We start from the raw sequence: 17,102 nt of genomic DNA, 5'->3' as shown, positions 1-17,102 counted from the left end.
CCTGAACCCGGCCCCTCCGCCGCCGCGACCGACCCGGCGGCGGAGGGGCCGTACAACCCCTCGGCCTCCCTCGCCCCCCTCGGATCTATGCGCGTAGAGGTCTCCGGGATACTCTCGCCCACGTACGGCAGTCATCGAAAGGATCACCATGGACGTCATCTCCGTCATCCGCACCAAGCGGGACCGGGGCGAGCTGAGCCCGGAGCAGATCGACTGGGTGATCGACGCCTATACCCGGGGCGAGGTCGCCGACGAGCAGATGTCGGCGCTGGCGATGGCGATCCTGCTCAACGGCATGAACCGTACGGAGATCGCGCGCTGGACCGCGGCCATGATCGCCTCCGGTGAGCGCATGGACTTCTCCGCGCTGTCGCGCCCCACGGCCGACAAGCACTCCACGGGCGGTGTGGGCGACAAGATCACGCTGCCGCTGGCTCCGCTGGTCGCCGCGTGCGGCGCCGCCGTACCGCAGCTCAGCGGCCGGGGCCTCGGCCACACCGGCGGCACGCTCGACAAGTTGGAGTCCATCCCCGGCTGGCGGGCGCTGCTCTCCAACGCCGAGATGCTGAACGTCCTGGACACCACCGGCGCCGTCATCTGCGCGGCGGGCGACGGACTGGCCCCCGCCGACAAGAAGCTGTACGCGCTGCGCGATGTGACCGGCACCGTCGAGGCCATCCCGCTGATCGCCTCCTCGATCATGTCCAAGAAGATCGCCGAGGGCACCGGCTCGCTGGTCCTGGACGTCAAGGTCGGCTCAGGCGCCTTCATGAAGACGATCGAGGACGCCCGTGAACTCGCCTCCACCATGGTGGGCCTGGGCACGGACCACGGCGTACGGACCGTCGCGCTGCTCACCGACATGGACACCCCGCTCGGCCTCACCGCGGGCAACGCCCTGGAAGTACGCGAGTCCGTCGAGGTCCTGGCGGGCGGCGGCCCGGCCGATGTCGTCGAACTGACCCTCGCCCTCGCGCGCGAGATGCTCGACGCGGCGGGCCTGAAGGACGCGGACCCGGCGAAGGCACTGGCCGACGGCTCGGCGATGGACGTCTGGCGCCGCATGATCGCCGCGCAGGGCGGCGACCCGGACGCGGCGCTCCCGGTGGCCCGCGAGACCCATGTCGTGGTGGCCCCCACCACCGGCGTCCTGACCCGCCTGGACGCGTACGGAGTGGGCGTCGCGGCCTGGCGCCTGGGCGCGGGCCGCGCCCGCAAGGAGGACCCGGTCCAGGCGGGCGCGGGCATCGAACTCCACGCCAAGCCGGGCACCCCGGTCACGGCGGGCCAGCCGCTGCTGACGCTGCACACGGACACCCCGGAGAAGTTCGACTACGCGCTGGACGCGCTGGCGGGCGCGTACGACATCGAGGCGCCGGACACGGAGTTCAAGGCGACGCCGGTGGTGCGGGAACGTATCGCCTGACCTGTAGCTTCCCCGGAGGGGTGAACGGGATCGGTGGACGGCCACCGGTCCCGTTCGGCATGCTGGGATTGCTGGTGAAACGGATGGAGACCGCCATGACCGCACTCACTGTCGACCATGAGCCCCACCAGGGCTGGGACGACCTCGTCCGTGCCTGGGAGCAGACGGACGCGCCCGAGGGCTACAAGGTGGAGATCATTGAGGGGCTCATCACCTTGTCACCAGCGCCCGCCAATTACCACAACAGCATCGCGGGCAAGGTCCAGCGGCGTCTGTACAACGTGATTCCCGAGGAATGGAACATCTACCAGACCCAGGCCATCGCCATCCCCTCGCGTCTGGGGCTGTACATTCCGGACCTGCTTGTGGCGCCCGAGGATGTTCTGAGTGAATCCGGCAACTACATCCCCGCAGCCGGAGCCGAGTTGGTCGTAGAGGTCACCTCGAAGTCAAACGCGAGTCACGACCGCATCACCAAGGTCGCGAACTACGCCCAAGCAGGCATCCCGCTCTATCTGCTGATCGACAGGTGGGCCCCAGGCGGCCCCACAGTCACCCTCTACGGCGAACCCAAAGGGGATGTGTACCGAGTCCTTCATGCCGTGAAGTTCGGCGAAGAGATCACTCTGCCCGACCCCTTCGACCTGACCATCGACACGAGCACGTTTTCCGTCGGCTGACGGAATCAGTTCACCGACCGCCCCGCCAGCAGTCCCGGCAGATCCCGCATGTCGTCGAAGACGACCGTGCCGGGGCCGGTCAGTGCGCGGGCCGTGCCCGGAGCGCTGCGATGAGTTCCGGCCGCCGGACCGGTCTCCCCAGTGTGGATGCCACGAAACCGATCGTTCTCGTTGTCGCCGGCCACCTCACGCCGGCCGATGTGCCCCGGTTCTACGAGGAGTTGTACGAGCGGCTGGACGGGGAGCTGGCCGCGCGGCCGGACGGCTTCGTCGCGACGGAGGTGATCTGCGAGGTCGGCGGTCTCGACCGGCCGAATCTGGCGGTGGTCGAGGTGCTCGCCAGGCTCCAGCTCGACGCCCGCAGACGGGGCTGCCGGGTCCGGTTGCGGGACGCCGGGCGGGAGTTGCGGCTGCTGCTGGATCTCGTGGGTCTGGGCGGCATGGTGGTTTAGGAGGGCAAAGGCCCCAGGGCCCGTCCGGCCCTAGATACGCGGCGCACCGGTCGATCAGGTGGTTCGCGCTGCGGTCCGTGGGGAGGGGCCCGGTGGCGGGAAGGGCATCATCCCGGGGCGCGGGCCACGTGCCCCATGAAGGAAAGGTGCTCGACATGCGAGTGTTCACGCGTGCCGTGGCGGTCGTCGTCTGCACGGCCGGTGCCGCCCTCGCCGTCGTTCCCACGGCCCAGGCCGCGCCCAACTCCGCTGCGCAGAAATGCCGTTACTACTACCACGCCGGGGGCCAGGGCCCGAACGGTGAGATCGACGGCTTCGGGGACTACGCCGAGGGAGCCACCGACCCCCAGGGCCGGGTCTGCCAGAACGGCTGGTGGGCGGACGCGCGCGAGGACGGCGTCCGGGGCCGATAGCCGGGGGCCGATAGCCCGGCGCCGACAGCCCGAGGCGGCGGGCCCGCCGACGCGGTCCCCTCCCGCGTCGGCGCGCCACTCGTACGCCGTCTCCTACGCCTTCCCCAGCCCCGCCGGCAGACCGAACATCGGGAACCACCGCTCCGTGTCCAGGAAGCAGTGCATCGTGGCGATCTTGCCGTCCTCGATCTCGATCACCTGGAGCGCCCACGGGGTGAAGCCGTCCCCCGACTCCGCCGGCTTGTAGTGCGCGAAGGCAGGGGTGCCGTTGGCCAGCGTCGGCAGGAGCCGCGAGCCCCGGCAGCCCGCGCCGATCGTGAGCATGAAGCCGGTGATGTCGTCGTGGCCCTGGAGCCACAGGTCGTACGGCGGCATGGTGAACTTCGCGTCGTCATGGAGCAGCGCGGTCAGCGCCTTCATGTCGTAGCCCTCGAAGGCCGCCACATACCGCTCAAGCAGCGCCTTCTGCTCCTCGTCGAGCGGATCCGCCGTATCCGTCGCGGCCGGCTCCGACTCGGCGATCGTCGCGCGCGCCCGCTGGAGCGCGCTGTTGACGGAGGCGACCGTCGTCTCCAGCAGCTCGGCGACCTCGCTCGCCTTCCACGCCAGCACCTCGCGCAGGATCAGCACGGCCCGCTGCTTCGGCGGCAGATGCTGGAGCGCGGCGACGAACGCCAGCCGGATCGTCTCCCGCGACACCGCCGTCTCGGCCGGGTCGGCCACCGAGGGCAGCACCCGGCCGTCCGGCACCGGCTCCAGCCAGACGTTCTCGGGAAGCGAGGTGAGCCGCGCCTGGGCCACCGGCGTCGGGCCCGACAGATCCATCGGCCGGGCCCGGCGGTTGCCCGCGTTGAGCATGTCCAGGCATACGTTCGTCGCGATGCGGTAGAGCCATGACCGCAGCGAGGAGCGGCCCTCGAACTTCTCGAAGCTCTTCCACGCGCGCACCATCGTGTCCTGTACGGCGTCCTCGGCCTCGAAGGCCGATCCCAGCATCCGGTAGCAGTAGCCGGTCAGCTCCGTACGGTGCTTCTCCAGCCGGGAATCCAGGTCCTGTGCAGTTGCAAGATCACTCATCGTGTCACCCCAGTCGCCCCCTTGAGACCAGTCTGTGAGACCGGTCTCACGGAAGCTACCGCAGGGCACTGACAATCCGCTCAGGTTCCGGGCTTACGGCCGTAAACGTAGACATCGTCGCCGTTCTTCAGCAGCGACCAGTACTTCGCGGCGTCCGTCTTGGTCATGTTCACGCAGCCGTGCGAGCCGGGCGGGTTCCACATGCTCAGGTTCGCCTGGTGGAAGGCCTGCCCGCCGTCGAAGAACTGGCTGTAGGGCATGGGCACGTCGTAGATGGTGGAGACGTGGTTCTTGTTCCGCCAGTAGATCTTCTTGAGCCCGGTCCTGGTCTCGTAGCGGTCACGCCCGGTACGCACCGGCACCGGTCCGTACACCAGTTTCTTGCCGTCCTGGATCCAGCTCAGCTGGCGTGAGAGGTCGACGCAGGCGATACGGCCCTTGTTGGTCGGGCACTTGCCCGCCTTGTTGGGTGTCTTGCCCGCGGCCTTCTGCTTGTTCATCACATCCATCACGCCCCAGGTGATGGGCCCGGCGTAGCCGATGGTCGGCGTGATGCCGTGCTTCGACTGGAAGGCGCGGGTGGCCTTGCAGTCCGTGGCCGACTGCTTTCCGTCCACCGGCCGTCCCAGGAACTTCTCGACCTGCTTCTGGTACGGGCCCGTGCTGGTGGTGCACGACGCCGCCTGCGCGGGTGTGGCGCCGCCCAGCACCACGGTCAGTGGGACCACCAGCGCGGCAACCCCCGCCGCCACGGCCCCGTTACGGGTTATCTCCGCATGTCTCATCCCGTTCCGTCCCCCTCTGTCCCTCGGCCGCGCCACTCGGAAGGCGCGTTCTGTGGGCTAGACGGGTGAAACGAGGGCTTAGTTGCGCGGAGGGGACGGAATGGCGCGACTCAGTCGGTGGCGAGTGCCCGGGCCCGCGTCCCGGCGAGCGACCGCCGCCGCTCCACGCGCGCCGCGTGCGATCCGTACAGCGTGATCGAGACGACACCGAGCACCGCCAGCAGACCCAGCGCCACCGCCGCCGCCCAGCCGCCCGCGTGGAACGCGATCGCGCCCAGCGTGCCGCCCGCGCTGCTGCCCAGGTAGTACGCGGACTGATAGAGCGCCGACGCCTGCGCGCGGCCCGTCTTCGCCGTACGGCTCACCGACGACGAGGCGACCGCGTGGCCCGCGAAGAAGCCCGCCGTGATCAGGACCAGTCCGAGCAGTACGGCGGTCAGCGAGTCCGCCAGCGACAGCAGCAGACCCGCCGCCGTCGTGCCCACCGCCAGATAGAGCGCGCCGCGCCGGCCCAGCCGCTCGACCAGCCGGCCGGCCGCCGCCGAGGAGGCCGTACCGACCAGATAGACCAGGAAGATCGAGCCGATGACGCCCTGCGGGAGATGGAACGGCGCCTCCACCAGCCGGTAGCCGATCACGGTGTAGACCGCGCCGAACACCGTCATGAAGAGCGCGCCTATCGCGTACAGCCGGCGCAGCAGCGGATCGGCCAGATGCCCGCCCACGGTCTTCGCCAGCGCGCGCGGACTCAGCGACCGCGAGGTGAAGTTCCGCGCCTTCGGGAGCAGGGCGCGGAACACCACCGCGCACACCACCGCGAGCAGCCCGACCGCGCCGAGCGCCGCCCGCCAGCCCCACAGCTGGGCGACCCAGCCGGTGAGGATCCGGCCGCTCATCCCGCCGACGCTGTTGCCCGCGACGAACAGCCCGATCGCGGCGACCAGCGCCTTCGGCCGTACCTCCTCCGCCAGGAACGCCATCGCCGAGGCGGGCAGACCGGCCAGCGCCGCGCCCTGGACGGCGCGCAGCGCCACCAGCCACTCCACGTTCGGTGCGAACGGCACCAGCAGCCCCACGATCACCGCGACCGCCAGCGAGACCGTCATCACTGCCCGCCGGCCGAACCGCTCGGACAGGGCGCTCAGCGGCAGTACGAACAGCGCGAGCGCGCCCGTCGCGGCGGAGACCGTCCAACTGGCCTGGCTCGCCGTCACACCGAGACCGGCGGAGATGGCGGGCAGCAGGGCCTGGGTGGAGTAGAGGAGTGCGAAGGTCGCGACTCCGGCGGCGAAGAGCGCGAAGCTCATCCGGCGGTAGCCGGGGCGGCCGGGGGAGAGCAGCGAATCGGTGGCGGCGGGGGACGGCGCGGCGGAGGCACCCGCGGTGGCGGGTGCCTCGGTACTGACAGAAGGCATGCTTCGAAAGTAGGCACCGCAGCTTCATGCGTCCAATGCATGGAAAGGCGATAATCGTTCCCATGGTGCATGAACCCAGCTCACGGCCGCGGCTGTCACGGAACAGTTACGAACACGACATGGATCACACCGGTCCCGTGGATCGCACGGCGCCCGTGGCCGGCCTGGACCCCGACTCCTGGTCCGCGGTCCTCGCGCCCCGGCTCGCCCACTTCGCGGGGGTGGCCCGCCATGAGCATGTGACCCGCGCCGCCCAGGACATGGCCGTCCCGCAGTCCACGCTCTCCCGGGCGATGGTCAGGCTCGAACGGGACCTGGGCGTCGCCCTGTTCGCCCGCAAGGGCCGTACGGTCTCCCTCACGCCCGCCGGCCGTACGTTCCTCACCTCGGTCGAACGGGCCCTCGCGGAGGTCGAGCGGGCCGCCGAGTCCGTACGCGCCGACGCCGACCCGGCGTCCGGCAAGGTCGCCTTCGGCTTTCTGCACACCATGGGCTCGGAGACCGTACCCGCACTGATCAGGGCCTTCCGCGCCGACCACCCGCGGGTACGGTTCCAACTCGTCCAGAACTACGGCGAGGCGATGCTGGAGCGGCTGCGCGCGGGCGAGCTGGACCTCTGTCTCACCTCACCCGTGCCGGACGCCCCCGATCTGGTCGCCCGCAGACTGGACGAACAGCGGCTGCGGCTGGTCGTGCCCGATGACCACCGGCTGGCCGGACGCCGGCGCGTACGTCTCGCCGAGGCCGCCGACGAAACGTTCGTCACTCTCGAACCGGGGTACGGGCTGCGCCGGATCACCGACGATCTGTGCGCCGAGGCGGGTTTCAGGCCGCGCGTCGCGTTCGAGGGCGAGGAGGCGGAGACGCTGCGCGGCCTGGTGGCCGCGGGCCTGGGCGTCGCCCTGCTGCCGCCGCCCGCCGTGGCCCGACCCGGGGTGGTCGAGCTGACCGTCACGGCGCCCCGCGCGGCCCGCGAGATCGGCGTCGCCTGGCTGGACGGACACCCCGACACCCCGCCCGTGGCGGCCTTCAAGCGCTTCCTGCTCTCCCGTCGCGGCCAACTGCTCCCGGACTGAGGGGAAGCGGGGGCCGGACGGAAAGGGCTCACCGCCGCAGCGACCGTCCGAACCCCGCCGCCAGTGGCATCCGCAGCCCCAGCGGCGGCGGCGCGGCCAGCGCGTCCGCGACCGGCCGGGAGTACGCACGCGGCAGCAGCGCGCCCAGGACGAAGTCCGCGGCCAGCGCGAGGACTTCGCCGTGGTGCTGGCGCAGCGCGTGGCCGTCGGAGTGGATCTCGAAGCGGCAGGTGTCGCGGTTGACCTTCTTGGCGCGCTCGGCCAGCCGGTAGGAGAGTTCGGGGTCGGTGCGCGCGTCGGTGGTGCCATGCATGATCAGGACCTGACGCCCCGTCAGTTGCCGTACCGGCTCAGGTTCGGCGGCCCGGTCGTCCTCCGGCAGCCAAGGGGCCATCGCCAGTACGGAGTTGACGGCGCGGTGGCCCGCCGCGTGCAGCGCGGCCCGGCCGCCCATCCCGTGTCCCGCCAGACACACCGGCACATCGCCGTAGCGCCGTACGACCTCGTCCGCCGCCCACTCGGCGTCCGCCGCCAGCCCGGCCCGCGCGCCGTTCCAGCCGCGCTCGCCGTAGTGCACCACATGCGCGACCAGCCCCTCGGCGGCCCCCGCCCTGGCGAGATGGCGCAGCAGAGGCACCATGCGCGCGTACGCGACGGGGGAGGGGCGGCGCGCGGAGACGGGCTCGCCCTCGGGAAGCACCAGGATCACGCCCCCCACCGCGGTCCCCGCGGCAGATGCGCCGAACGCCCGCCCCAACCGTGCCCGCGGTTCCGCGCGACCGCGTGCCGAACCGTCCCGGCCTGCCGTACGTCCCCCCGGCCCGGGAACCGCTTGCTGTCCCATAGCAGAACAGTCTCAGAAGGAGAGGTGTACTCCACCCGTCCGCCCGGTCACTGTTACATATCGACCCCCCGTGCTCTACGCGCGTAGGCGTTAGAGTGCGGAGATGACGAGCCAGACCTACCGTCCGCCCAGTGCCGACCAGATCCGCCGCGCCCCCAAGGCCCTTCTCCATGACCACCTGGACGGCGGACTCCGTCCCGGCACGATCATCGATCTCGCCCGTGAGGTCGGCTACGAGAGCCTGCCCGAGCAGGAGTCCGACAAACTCGGCCTCTGGTTCCGCGAGGCCGCCGACTCCGGTTCGCTGGAACGCTACCTGGAGACCTTCGCCCACACCTGCGCCGTCATGCAGACCCGTGACGCGCTCTTCCGGGTCGCCGCGGAGTGCGCCGAGGACCTGGCGCGGGACGGTGTCGTCTACGCCGAGGTGCGGTACGCGCCCGAGCAGCACCTGGAGCGCGGACTCACCCTCGAAGAGGTCGTGGAGGCCGTCAACGACGGCTTCCGCGAAGGTGAGCGGCGTGCCCAGGCCGACGGCCACCGCATCCGCGTCGGCGCCCTGCTCACCGCCATGCGGCACGCGGCCCGCGCCCTGGAGATCGCCGAACTCGCCAACCGCTACCGCGACTCGGGTGTTGTCGGCTTCGACATCGCGGGCGCCGAGGCGGGCTTCCCGCCCACCCGCCACCTCGACGCCTTCGAGTATCTGAAGCGCGAGAACAACCACTTCACCATCCACGCGGGCGAGGCCTTCGGGCTGCCCTCGATCTGGCAGGCGCTCCAGTGGTGCGGCGCCGACCGGCTCGGCCACGGCGTGCGCATCATCGACGACATCGAGGTCGCCGAGGACGGCTCGGTGGCGCTGGGCCGGCTCGCGGCGTACGTACGCGACAAGCGCGTTCCGCTGGAGCTGTGCCCCAGCTCCAACCTCCAGACGGGCGCCGCCGCCTCGATCGCCGAACACCCCATCGGGCTGCTCCGCAAGCTGCACTTCAGGGCCACGGTCAACACCGACAACCGGCTGATGAGCGGCACGAGCATGAGCCGGGAATTCGAGCTGCTGGTCGACGCCTTCGACTACACACTCGACGACATGCAGTGGTTCACGGTCAATGCGATGAAATCAGCATTCATTCCTTTCGATGAACGACTGGCCATGATCAATGAAGTGATCAAGCCCGGATACGCCGAGCTCAAATCCGAATGGCTGTTCAAGCAGACCGCTGTGACCAGCTAGTTCTTACGGACGGCGGGGTGATCGCCGGAATGGGGAAGCGGCCGGGAACACGGAATCCCGGCCGCTCTCGGGTATTTGCGGGCCATGCGCGCGGCTGGCTAGGTTGGAAAACCGCTCGCATTCCCCCGTTTTCTGGTTTCCCGATTCCCTTCCCCATCTCTTCCCCCTCCCCTCCCGCAAGGACGAAATCCCAGATGAAGCAGTCCGCCATCAAGACGCTCGGCACCGTCGCCCTCGGAGCCGCCTTCGCCGCCACCGCCGCGGGCAGCGCCACCGCCGCGCCCGCGCCCGCCGCACCGGGGGACCTCGTCACCAAGACGCTGCCGGTGGGCGACCTTGTCGGCCAGCTCCCCCAGCCCCTCCCCAGCGCGCTGGCGGCGACCGGGCTGGCGCTCGGCACCATCCAGCAGACCATGCCGTACGCCACCGACGCGGTGAAGGAGGCCGGCCCCGTCCAGCAGCTGGTCGGCGGGCTGCCGGTGAACGGCCTGGGCAAGGGGCTCCCCGTCAACGGGCTCCCGCTCGGCGGCTGAGCACGAGCGCACACAGCGGTGGGGCGTACACCCGGACCCCGGGTGTACGCCCCACCGTTACGCGTACGGGTACCTGTCGGCCCGGCGGCTACCAGGCGGCCGTGGCGGTCTTCTCGGCCGGCAGCAGCAGCCACAGCGCCACGTAGAGCAGGAACTGCGGGCCCGGCAGCAGACACGAGGCGACGAAGATCACCCGCATCGTGTTCGTGGAGGTACCGAAGCGCCGGGCCAGCGCCGCGCACACTCCACCGAGCATCCGTCCGTGTCGAGGGCGGACCAAACCGGCCATGATGGGCTCCTTCGTGAGACTGTCCGGGAGCCTCTCTCGTCGTGCTCCCCGATGTCTCCATGGTGCGCCGGGAGCGTGGGGCAGAGCGTCGCTCTACGGAGCGATGCCGACCCTGGGAATCGTCGGGGTCGTGCCCTGAAGCGCCTCATCCCGTGTGAGGGTGTCGGACTCATTCTCACGGCTGCCCGGGTACGACCCGCGGGGGACCCGGTGGGGGACCGTACGGGTACGGCGCGCGCGGCGCAGCCTGGCCCGGCCCGCCGGAACCACCGCGAGATGGGCCAGGGCCACCCCGGCCGTATTGAGCAGCAGCGAGTCCACATCGACCACCCGGCCGGGCACCCCGGTCTGGAGCAGTTCGATGCCGAGCGAGATCATCGCGCCGGCCGTGACCGTACGGGCCATGGAGGCCCACCCGGCGACGAAGAGCCGGCCGTCGACCATCGGGAGCAGCACACCGAGCGGGGCCAGCAGCAGAAGCCCCTCGCCGATGCGCCGGGCGGCCTGGACGGGCCCCAGCGCCAGATCGGCCTTGATACCCGCGAAGGGCGTCAGATTGGCGGCGTTCACCCACATGACGTCCAACGGGCGGAGCGTCACCCATCCCACCAGCAGCAGATGCAGCAGGAGAAGAACGAACCCCGCCATACGGAAGCGGATGACGGCACTGCCGCCAGGACCTTGACGCACGTTCCCCAAGACGCGGCGGCCGGCGGGATCGGTTCCGCCGGCCGTGGAAGAAGGGGTTCATGAGACGGGTATCACCCGGCCGGCCCGCCCGGGGCCGCGTCCGGGCCCCGGGGCTTACCGGCCGGAGGCGGCGGCGGACGACGCCGAGACCGGGCCGAGCGTCGGCACCGGCCCGTCCGGCTGGGCCTTCGTCGCGGGTGTGCAGCCGTAGACGCGCGGCGGATAGTCACCGGGCCCGCCGAGGACGACCTGTCCGTCCGTCGCCTCGCTCTCCGCGAACGTACAGACGATCTGGGCCAGCGCCGTCGCGGGCAGATCCTCCGGCTGGCGGCTGAGCCGCAGTGTGCCGACGGGGTCGCCGCCCCGCGAGGCCGAGATCACCAGCGGTCCCCGTACGGCCGTGCTGAACCCCGCCTCCCGCTCATCGGCGGACGGCTGGGCCTGCAACTCGTCGAGCAGCCCCTGCGCGATCCGGACCCGGTCGTCGGGACCCTTGCCCTGCTGGATCTGTGCCGTGCGCTCCACCGACGCGAGCCCGGAGGAGCAGGCCAGATAGATCCGCACGGGAACGCCGGGCCGCGCCTGGGTGATGACGTCCTTCCCGGAGACCTCGCACGGCTTCCGGGAGGGCGCGGGTCCGGCGTCCACCGGTACCGACGTGGTCCTGATGCCGCATCCCGCGGCGAGCGCGGTGAGTACGAGCACGCCCGCGAGCCGCCCCCACGCCGCCGCACCTGGCCGCCGCGGGCGCCTCGTGCCGCTCCCCGTCGTCCCCCTCCAGCGCGTCACGGGGTGTCGCCTTCCTCTTCCGGATCCTGATCGGTGTCACGCCCCGCGGCCTCCGCGCCGTCCCGGGGCAGCCGCAGTACGAACATCGCGCCGCCGTCCGGCACATTGGCCGCGGTGATGTCACCGCCGTGGATATGCGCGTTCTCCATCGCGATCGACAGCCCGAGCCCGCTGCCCTCGGAGCGCGGCCGGGACGCGCTCGCCTTGTAGAAGCGGTCGAAGACATGCGGCAGGACGTCCTCGGGGATACCGGGGCCGTGGTCCCGTACCTCGATGACCAGCCAGTCGTCCTCCGTACGCACCGCCACCCGCACCGGCGAGCCACCGTGCTTGAGCGCGTTGCCGATCAGATTCGCCAGGATCACATCGAGTCGGCGCGGATCGAGCCGTGCCATGATGCCGCGCTCGGCGTCCAGATCGACCGCGTCCAGCCAGGCCCGAGCGTCGATACAGGCCGTGACCTGGTCGGCGACATCGACATCGTCCAGGACGAGCCGGGCCGTACCCGCGTCGAAGCGGGTGACCTCCATCAGATTCTCGACCAGCACATTGAGCCGGCGGGTCTCGCTCACCACGAGCGTCACGGCGGGCGCGATCATCGGGTCGAGGCTGTCGGCCTCTTCCTCCAGCACCTCCGTCACCGCGGTCAGGGCGGTCAGCGGGGTGCGCAGCTCATGGGACATATCGGCGACGAAGCGGCGGCTGGACTCCTCCCGCGCGCTCATGTCCGCGACCTTCTTCTGGAGCGACTCCGCCGCCTTGTTGAACGTACGGGAGAGATCGGCCAGTTCATCCCCGCCCGACACCCGCAGCCGGGTGCCGAACCTGCCCTCGCCGAGCTGCCGCGCCGCCTCGCCCAGCCGCTGCACGGGCTTGAGCACGGTCGTCGCCGCGGCGTGCGCCAGCAGGGCGGAGCCGACGAGCGCGAGCGCCGTGGCGATCCCCAGGGACCAGGCGAGCGAGTTGAGATCGGTACGTTCCTGCTGGAGCGACTTGAACAGGTACCCGGTCGGCCCGCCGCCGATGATCCGCGTACCGGCGACCAGATAGGGCGTGCCGCCGCGCTCCACGCGCTGCCAGAAGACGTGGTACGGGTACTTGTTCCCGGACGTGACCTTCTGTTTGTCGTTCACCGCGTCCTGAAGGGACTTCGGTACGTCGTCCATGGTGAAGGCGTCCGGATCGGAGACGCCCACGATCGGCTTTCCGCCGTCGCGCGTGCCTATGAGCAGCACGCTGTAACCGGGACTCTCGCCCGCCATCAGCTCGGCCGCGCTCTTCAACTCGAACTGGCTCGGCCGCAGGGGCAGTTCCGCGGCGCGGTTCTGCATCTCCTGCCGGAAGTCCTCCAGGGCCGAGTCCTGGGTCCGGGTCAGCACGGCCTCGCGGTTGAGCCAGTACGCGATGCCCGAGGCGGAGACGGCGGCGGTCAGCGCGACGGCCGCGAAGACGACCACGAGCCGCAACCGCAGACTGGTCCAGCGCAGCCCCGCGAGCACCGCCCTCTTCGCCGCGCCCGCGCCCGCCTCACCGGCAGCGCCGGCCAGGTCGCGGCGCGGACGCCGGCGCGGGTTCCGGTACGGGTCGATGCCATCGGCGAGGTGCGCGCCGTGCGCGTCGTTCCGCGGCGGGCCGGCGTCCGGTCCGTTCTCCCTGGGCACGGCACTCACGAAGGCGCGTCCAGCCGGTAGCCCACACCGCGCACCGTACGGATCAGGGTCGGCGAGGACGGCACGTCCTCCACCTTCGCGCGCAGCCGCTGCACACACGCGTCCACCAGCCGTGAGTCACCGAGGTAGTCGTGCTCCCAGACCAGCCGCAGCAACTGCTGCCGGGACAGCGCCTGACCGGGCCTGCGGCTCAGTTCGAGCAGCAGTCGCAGCTCGGTCGGCGTGAGCTGGAGGTCCTCCCCGTTCTTGGTGACCGTCATCGCGGAACGGTCGATCACCAGACTGCCGAACGTCGCGGAGTCCGTGGACTCACGCTCGCCACGGCGCAGCACCGCGCGGATCCTCGCGTCGAGCACCCGCCCCTGGACAGGCTTGACCACATAGTCGTCGGCCCCGGACTCCAGCCCGACCACGACATCGATGTCGTCGTTGCGCGCCGTGAGCAGGATGATCGGCAGCTGGTCGGTGCGTCTGATGCGGCGGCACACCTCGAAGCCGTCGATCCCGGGCAGCATCACATCCAGCACGATCAGATCCGGCCGCTGCTCCCGCAGCAGTTTCAGGCCGTCCTCTCCCGTCGCCGCGGTGGCCACTCGGTGGCCCTGGCGTGACAGCGAGAGTTCGAGGGCCGTGCGGATGGCGTCGTCGTCCTCGATCAGCAACAGGAAAGGCACGGAGGTCATTGTGTCCCATGGGGGGACCGGAGTTCGACCGTTGGAGCGCTCCCACCTTTTCCCCACGCGTTTCACAAGCACCGAAGTCCCCTGTGACAGGGCTGTGACAGACGGCGGACAGGGCCATGAAACTGCCCCGGCAAGCTCATTGGCACACGGAACGAACCAGACTCCACCGACGGGGGGCGCGGGATGAACGCACTGCACGGCATGACCTCAAGCGCAGTGGTCACGCGTCTTCATGACGTCACGCGGAGCAGCGAGAAGTCCGGCGCCGTGAACGGGCGGGGGTGCGTTCGCGGCGCCGGGCGTCAGCACATGCCGTCGTACATGACGGTGGTTGACGCGGACCGCACGGACCGGGCGGGCGGCGGCAGCGGGGGTAACGGGGGTGCCAAGGCAGCCGCGTACGGGGAGGTTCCGGGGGAACGGACGGTCCTGACGGAGCGGGCGGACGCCGAAGCGGCGTTCACCGCGTACGTCCAGGAGCGCCGCGCCTCCCTGTACGCGACGGCCTACCACCTGACCGGCGACCGGTTCGAGGCCGAGGATCTGCTCCAGAGCGCCCTCTTCTCGACCTACCGGGCGTGGGACAGGATCAGCGACAAGGCCGCGGTCGGCGGCTATCTGCGCCGCACCATGACCAATCTGCACATCAGCGCCTGGCGCAGGCGCAAGCTCAATGAGTACCCGACGGAGGAGCTGCCGGAGACGGCGGGCGACACCGACGCGATGCGCGGCACGGAACTGCGCGCGGTGCTCTGGCAGGCGCTCTCCCGTCTCCCGGAGCTCCAGCGCACGATGCTCGTACTGCGCTACTACGAGGGCCGCACCGACCCGGAGATCGCGGAGATCCTCGACATCAGTGTCGGCACGGTGAAGTCGAGCATCTGGCGGTCGCTCCGCCGACTGCGCGAGGACGAGGTCCTCAGCTTCGGCCGTGACGAGGAGGAGTCCTTCGGGGAGCTTGTCGCCTGAAGGCCGAGGGGGAAGCACGGGGATACGGGGGGATCGCGGGGGAATACGGGGCAGGGAGCGGGATCGCACAGGTCTGGGGGGCTTGTGCGATCCCGCTTTCGCTTGTGTGCGTACCGTCGGCTCAGGGCCGGGCCTACGGGTGGCTGGTCGCCGCCGGGGACGCTTCGGCGCGCGTGGTGCGAGCGGTGTTCGCAGTGCTCGCGGGGTTCGCAGTGCCCGCGGTGCTTGCGGCGCTGGCAGTGCTCGCGGGGCCCGCGGGGCTCGCGATACGGGTGGTGCGCGGCTTGACGCGGCGCCCGGCCGCCGCCGCCGCGATCCGGCCCAGCGCCTCCGGCTTCGCGCACGGATACGCGCCCAGCGCCGTCTGCCGGCCCACGATCGCGCGCTCCGCCCGCATCAGCCGCCAGCCGCGCCGCAGCAGGAACGCCACCGACTTCCGCCCCTCGCGCAGATCCCGTACCAGTCGGCGCCGGAACGTGGTCGACGGACGTCCGCGCAGACAGAGCGCGTCCGCCAGCACCCCCAGTTCCTGACAGCGCGCGACGATATCGGCGGCGAAGATGCCCTCCGCGAGGAACAGCGGCGCCCGCCTGAGGTCGAGGGCTTCGGCGTCCACGCGTGAACTGGTCGCGATGGAGTAGACGGGCACGGTCGTACGTCCCGTACGGCACAGCTCCTCGACCGCCGCGACCGCGGCGTCCGCGTCCCAGGACCGCACCGAGTCCCAGTCGATGTCCGAACCCCCCGCCACCAGCGGCAGCGTGGGGTCGTCGCCCTCTTTGTAGAAGTCGTCGAGGCGCAGTACGGGCAGTCCGGTCCGCGCGGCGAGGGACGACTTCCCCGAGCCGGAGGGGCCCGCGAGCAGAACGACTCGGGTCGGAACAGTAGGTGAACTCACGGGACACCAGTGTGAGGCATGTACCTGCCCAAGGAACCCCCGGGGGACCGATCCCGGGGACCGATCGGGCGGGATGGGTGGGTCAGTTCGGCCGGTTTGGCGGGTTTATTGGTATCGGTGACCCCACCTCAACTACTCTGCGTGTCAGTCCGATTACTCATCGATCCGGCCAGGCAGGAATCCCCATGGCACGTCACGCAGCTTCCCTCTCTCCCCGGCGCACTCTGCTCCGCGCCGGTCTGACCGTCACCGCGGCGTCAGTGGCCCTCGGTCTCGGCGGCACGGCGGCCCAGGCGGCGCAGCCCGTCGCCCCCGCGCCCGCGACGGACTCGGGTCAGCGGCTTTCCGACTCCTCCTCGGCGGCGGGCCAGGCTCTGGTCGGTTCCGTCGGGTACGCGCTCGGCCCGCTCACGGATCTGAAGCTCAACCCGCTGGCGAAGACGGGCGTGGATCCCCTGGACAACGCGGTGGGTACACAGATCGCCGACTTCAAGCCGGTCTCCACCGCGCAGCTGACCGCCCCGCTCACGGAGGGCGCGGCGATCAGCGACCTGCCGGTGCTCGGCCCTGCGGTGAAGCTGCTGCTCGGGTGAGGTGTGTCAGGGCGTACGGCCGAGATGGGTGACGAGGATCCGGATGACGTCGTCATCGATCACGTAGAAGACGCGGTAGTCGCCGATGTGCAGGCGTCGCACATCGGCCGACCCGTATGCGAGCGAGTCGTCGGGGTACGGCTGTGTCGCGAGCGCGTCCACGGCTTCGTATACGGCGGACAGTCCGACCGGGTCGTCCTTGAGGAAACGAAGGGCCGCGTCCGTGGCACGCGGCTCCCAGATGATCTCGTACGTCACTTACCGCAGCCCCAGCATCCGGCCGACTTCGGCGTGCGGGATACCCGGCTTCAGGGTTCCGCGCTCCTTCTCCAGCTGGTACTCGGCCAGCGCGAGCGCGTCCTCCAGATCCGCCAGATCCTGCGGGTTGATCAGTATGGCCGCGACATGCCCGTGGTCCGTGATGGCGATCCGTTCGTGGGAATGGGCTGTCCGGCGCACCAGCGTGCCGAAGTTGGCACGGGCCTCTGTCATGCCATAGGTGTCAGTCATGTGCAGAAGTGTACGGTTCTGCCTAGTGCGGTGCACTGAAAAAGCCCCGTTTCCCCTCGAACGAGGGGAAACG

Annotated in this window: 20 protein-coding genes and 1 pseudogene; 9 read left to right on the top strand and 12 right to left on the bottom strand. The window is 70.5% G+C overall.

Annotation, left to right across the window (positions count from 1 at the left end):
* Positions 1–148: 148 nt before the first annotated feature.
* The 4 genes from AB0M67_RS00220 to AB0M67_RS00205 all read left to right on the top strand — a co-directional run bounded on the left by AB0M67_RS00220 (position 149) and on the right by AB0M67_RS00205 (position 2,971).
* Positions 149–1,426, top strand: coding sequence for a thymidine phosphorylase (locus tag AB0M67_RS00220; RefSeq protein WP_365740891.1), 1,278 nt, complete (start codon positions 149–151; stop codon positions 1,424–1,426).
* 95 nt (positions 1,427–1,521) lie between these two features.
* Positions 1,522–2,106, top strand: coding sequence for a Uma2 family endonuclease (locus AB0M67_RS00215; protein WP_365740889.1), 585 nt, complete (start codon positions 1,522–1,524; stop codon positions 2,104–2,106).
* A gap of 110 nt (positions 2,107–2,216) precedes the next feature.
* Entirely contained in the window at positions 2,217–2,558 is a 342-nt protein-coding gene (locus tag AB0M67_RS00210) for an STAS domain-containing protein (RefSeq protein WP_365740887.1), read from the top strand.
* 155 nt (positions 2,559–2,713) lie between these two features.
* Positions 2,714–2,971 carry a hypothetical protein gene (locus tag AB0M67_RS00205; protein WP_365740885.1) on the top strand — a complete coding sequence of 86 codons (258 nt, stop codon included), beginning with the start codon at positions 2,714–2,716 and terminating at the stop codon, positions 2,969–2,971.
* A 93-nt stretch (positions 2,972–3,064) separates the two neighbouring features.
* Here the strand turns inward: AB0M67_RS00205 and AB0M67_RS00200 are convergent, their stop codons facing one another.
* The 3 genes from AB0M67_RS00200 to AB0M67_RS00190 all read right to left on the bottom strand — a co-directional run bounded on the left by AB0M67_RS00200 (position 3,065) and on the right by AB0M67_RS00190 (position 6,248).
* On the bottom strand, positions 3,065–4,048 hold the full coding sequence (locus AB0M67_RS00200) for a sigma-70 family RNA polymerase sigma factor (RefSeq protein WP_365740882.1): 984 nt from the start codon (positions 4,046–4,048) through the stop codon (positions 3,065–3,067).
* A gap of 80 nt (positions 4,049–4,128) precedes the next feature.
* Entirely contained in the window at positions 4,129–4,833 is a 705-nt protein-coding gene (locus tag AB0M67_RS00195) for a L,D-transpeptidase (protein WP_365740880.1), read from the bottom strand.
* 110 nt (positions 4,834–4,943) lie between these two features.
* Complete coding sequence (locus AB0M67_RS00190; protein ID WP_365740878.1) at positions 4,944–6,248, bottom strand: MFS transporter; 1,305 nt, start codon at positions 6,246–6,248, stop codon at positions 4,944–4,946.
* A gap of 62 nt (positions 6,249–6,310) precedes the next feature.
* Between AB0M67_RS00190 and AB0M67_RS00185 the strand changes: the two genes are divergently transcribed.
* Complete coding sequence (locus tag AB0M67_RS00185; protein WP_365740876.1) at positions 6,311–7,324, top strand: LysR family transcriptional regulator; 1,014 nt, start codon at positions 6,311–6,313, stop codon at positions 7,322–7,324.
* Positions 7,325–7,352: 28 nt separating this feature from the next.
* Here AB0M67_RS00185 and AB0M67_RS00180 read toward each other — a convergent pair whose 3' ends face one another.
* A complete protein-coding gene (locus tag AB0M67_RS00180) occupies positions 7,353–8,081 on the bottom strand; it encodes an alpha/beta hydrolase (protein ID WP_365741799.1) in 729 nt (242 codons plus the stop codon).
* A 190-nt stretch (positions 8,082–8,271) separates the two neighbouring features.
* Here AB0M67_RS00180 and AB0M67_RS00175 point away from each other — a divergent pair, with 190 nt between their 5' ends.
* Together AB0M67_RS00175 and AB0M67_RS00170 are read left to right on the top strand one after the other, a co-directional pair.
* Positions 8,272–9,405, top strand: a complete 1,134-nt coding sequence (locus tag AB0M67_RS00175) for an adenosine deaminase (RefSeq protein ID WP_365740874.1) — start codon at positions 8,272–8,274, stop codon at positions 9,403–9,405.
* Between the two features lie 194 nt (positions 9,406–9,599).
* Entirely contained in the window at positions 9,600–9,938 is a 339-nt protein-coding gene (locus AB0M67_RS00170; protein WP_365740872.1) for an ATP-binding protein, read from the top strand.
* An 88-nt stretch (positions 9,939–10,026) separates the two neighbouring features.
* Here AB0M67_RS00170 and AB0M67_RS00165 read toward each other — a convergent pair whose 3' ends face one another.
* From AB0M67_RS00165 to afsQ1, 5 genes are all read right to left on the bottom strand, one after another.
* Positions 10,027–10,227, bottom strand: coding sequence for a PspC domain-containing protein (locus tag AB0M67_RS00165; protein WP_365740871.1), 201 nt, complete (start codon positions 10,225–10,227; stop codon positions 10,027–10,029).
* A gap of 93 nt (positions 10,228–10,320) precedes the next feature.
* Positions 10,321–10,875 carry a VanZ family protein gene (locus tag AB0M67_RS00160; RefSeq protein ID WP_365740869.1) on the bottom strand — a complete coding sequence of 185 codons (555 nt, stop codon included), beginning with the start codon at positions 10,873–10,875 and terminating at the stop codon, positions 10,321–10,323.
* 156 nt (positions 10,876–11,031) lie between these two features.
* Complete coding sequence (locus AB0M67_RS00155; protein ID WP_365740867.1) at positions 11,032–11,706, bottom strand: hypothetical protein; 675 nt, start codon at positions 11,704–11,706, stop codon at positions 11,032–11,034.
* Positions 11,703–13,253 (bottom strand): HAMP domain-containing sensor histidine kinase, encoded by a 1,551-nt coding sequence (locus tag AB0M67_RS00150; protein ID WP_365741797.1) that lies wholly within the window; start codon positions 13,251–13,253, stop codon positions 11,703–11,705. The genes AB0M67_RS00155 and AB0M67_RS00150 overlap by 4 nt, the downstream gene beginning before the upstream one ends.
* Positions 13,254–13,372: 119 nt before the next feature.
* The gene (gene afsQ1 / locus AB0M67_RS00145) at positions 13,373–14,050 is read right to left on the bottom strand and encodes a two-component system response regulator AfsQ1 (protein ID WP_365636338.1); all 678 of its coding nucleotides are present in this window, start codon (positions 14,048–14,050) and stop codon (positions 13,373–13,375) included.
* Between the two features lie 192 nt (positions 14,051–14,242).
* Here afsQ1 and AB0M67_RS00140 point away from each other — a divergent pair, with 192 nt between their 5' ends.
* On the top strand, positions 14,243–15,028 hold the full coding sequence (locus AB0M67_RS00140) for a SigE family RNA polymerase sigma factor (RefSeq protein ID WP_365740865.1): 786 nt from the start codon (positions 14,243–14,245) through the stop codon (positions 15,026–15,028).
* Between the two features lie 292 nt (positions 15,029–15,320).
* Here the strand turns inward: AB0M67_RS00140 and AB0M67_RS00135 are convergent.
* Positions 15,321–15,926, bottom strand: a pseudogene (locus AB0M67_RS00135) (uridine kinase); the annotation flags it as partial.
* Positions 15,927–16,111: 185 nt separating this feature from the next.
* Here AB0M67_RS00135 and AB0M67_RS00130 point away from each other — a divergent pair.
* Positions 16,112–16,519, top strand: a complete 408-nt coding sequence (locus tag AB0M67_RS00130; RefSeq protein WP_365740863.1) for a hypothetical protein — start codon at positions 16,112–16,114, stop codon at positions 16,517–16,519.
* Between the two features lie 6 nt (positions 16,520–16,525).
* Here AB0M67_RS00130 and AB0M67_RS00125 read toward each other — a convergent pair whose 3' ends face one another.
* Both AB0M67_RS00125 and AB0M67_RS00120 read right to left on the bottom strand, forming a co-directional pair.
* Positions 16,526–16,777 (bottom strand): type II toxin-antitoxin system RelE/ParE family toxin, encoded by a 252-nt coding sequence (locus AB0M67_RS00125; RefSeq protein ID WP_365740861.1) that lies wholly within the window; start codon positions 16,775–16,777, stop codon positions 16,526–16,528.
* On the bottom strand, positions 16,778–17,029 hold the full coding sequence (locus AB0M67_RS00120; RefSeq protein ID WP_249948180.1) for a type II toxin-antitoxin system Phd/YefM family antitoxin: 252 nt from the start codon (positions 17,027–17,029) through the stop codon (positions 16,778–16,780). It lies immediately after the preceding gene.
* Positions 17,030–17,102: the final 73 nt, after the last annotated feature.

The organism is Streptomyces sp. NPDC051662 (assembly GCF_040681655.1).
Classification (GTDB): Bacteria; Actinomycetota; Actinomycetes; order Streptomycetales; family Streptomycetaceae; genus Streptomyces.
Note: the sequence above shows the minus strand (reverse complement) of the source record. Positions and strands in the feature narration are given on the sequence as shown.

Bases quoted from the DNA above. Each gene is read 5' to 3' on its own strand.
- AB0M67_RS00140 (WP_365740865.1), top strand. From the start codon at position 14,243: ATGAACGCACTGCACGGCATGACCTCAAGCGCAGTGGTCACGCGTCTT.
- AB0M67_RS00170 (WP_365740872.1), top strand. From the start codon at position 9,600: ATGAAGCAGTCCGCCATCAAGACGCTCGGCACCGTCGCCCTCGGAGCC.
- AB0M67_RS00130 (WP_365740863.1), top strand. From the start codon at position 16,112: ATGGCACGTCACGCAGCTTCCCTCTCTCCCCGGCGCACTCTGCTCCGC.
- AB0M67_RS00190 (WP_365740878.1), bottom strand. From the start codon at position 6,248: ATGCCTTCTGTCAGTACCGAGGCACCCGCCACCGCGGGTGCCTCCGCC.
- AB0M67_RS00215 (WP_365740889.1), top strand. From the start codon at position 1,522: ATGACCGCACTCACTGTCGACCATGAGCCCCACCAGGGCTGGGACGAC.
- AB0M67_RS00175 (WP_365740874.1), top strand. From the start codon at position 8,272: ATGACGAGCCAGACCTACCGTCCGCCCAGTGCCGACCAGATCCGCCGC.
- AB0M67_RS00185 (WP_365740876.1), top strand. From the start codon at position 6,311: ATGGTGCATGAACCCAGCTCACGGCCGCGGCTGTCACGGAACAGTTAC.
- AB0M67_RS00210 (WP_365740887.1), top strand. From the start codon at position 2,217: ATGAGTTCCGGCCGCCGGACCGGTCTCCCCAGTGTGGATGCCACGAAA.
- AB0M67_RS00200 (WP_365740882.1), bottom strand. From the start codon at position 4,048: ATGAGTGATCTTGCAACTGCACAGGACCTGGATTCCCGGCTGGAGAAG.
- AB0M67_RS00220 (WP_365740891.1), top strand. From the start codon at position 149: ATGGACGTCATCTCCGTCATCCGCACCAAGCGGGACCGGGGCGAGCTG.
- AB0M67_RS00120 (WP_249948180.1), bottom strand. From the start codon at position 17,029: ATGACTGACACCTATGGCATGACAGAGGCCCGTGCCAACTTCGGCACG.
- AB0M67_RS00160 (WP_365740869.1), bottom strand. From the start codon at position 10,875: ATGGCGGGGTTCGTTCTTCTCCTGCTGCATCTGCTGCTGGTGGGATGG.
- AB0M67_RS00165 (WP_365740871.1), bottom strand. From the start codon at position 10,227: ATGGCCGGTTTGGTCCGCCCTCGACACGGACGGATGCTCGGTGGAGTG.
- AB0M67_RS00195 (WP_365740880.1), bottom strand. From the start codon at position 4,833: ATGAGACATGCGGAGATAACCCGTAACGGGGCCGTGGCGGCGGGGGTT.
- AB0M67_RS00205 (WP_365740885.1), top strand. From the start codon at position 2,714: ATGCGAGTGTTCACGCGTGCCGTGGCGGTCGTCGTCTGCACGGCCGGT.